The sequence below is a fragment of the Bacillus sp. FG16 genome (assembly GCF_057809515.1).
Genome location: NZ_JBMDKC010000282.1, coordinates 1 through 765 on the forward strand (window position 1 = coordinate 1; position 765 = coordinate 765).

Sequence of the window (765 nt, forward strand, 5' to 3'; positions counted from 1 at the left end):
TGACCTGGTCAAGAAAAACTGGAACATTAAATAGATTACGCAATGGATTTTGAATATCGATACGGAGTCATCCCATTTAATGATGAGTGAGGACGAACGGAATGATAGTACATATAAATAAATTCGGCCACTAACTGATTGACTTGAGAGAGAGAAATCAACTTTTCTCCATGTAAGCATTCACGTTTAAAGATGCTAAAAAACGATTCCATCACAGCGTTATCCCAACAGTTTCCCTTGCGGGACATGCTTTGTTGAATCTTTTGTTGTTTACAAAAATCAGTAACTGTACAACTGGTAAATTGTGATCCTTGATCACTATGAAATAAGATTCTTTTTTGATCTCCATAAACATTTTTAACTTGTTGTATTGTATCTTTTACTAATTGAGCATCTTGGTGAGTATCCAGCGAATAGCCAAGCACCCGTCGGGTGCTAATATCTAGTGCGGCACAAAAATATACTTTCATCCCATTCACTAAACGAAACTCTGTGATATCACATACAACAATTGGAACGTCTTTCTTACCAGGTTTAAAGGATTGCTTTAGCATATTCGGAAATGTATGATGTTCTTGCTTTCGTTTCTTATAATAAGTAATAACTTTTGACTTTAATCCAGCTTGACATAAAGTTTGTCTTACTTGAGATAAGGTAACCCTAGAGCATTTATTTATAAGATAACGGTACAGTTTTCGATAGCCCATTCTACCTTTTAAACGTTTAAATTGCATGACAATATAAGCCGCCGTCTTTTTACGTTTT

At 34.9% G+C, this 765-nt stretch carries 1 protein-coding gene; it reads right to left on the bottom strand.

Annotated elements, in window-relative coordinates; genetic code table 11:
• Positions 1-35: 35 nt before the first annotated feature.
• Positions 36-765, bottom strand: a 730-nt coding sequence (locus tag ACODS7_RS32285; RefSeq protein ID WP_488828651.1) for an IS3 family transposase, incomplete at its 5' end; no start/stop codon positions are given.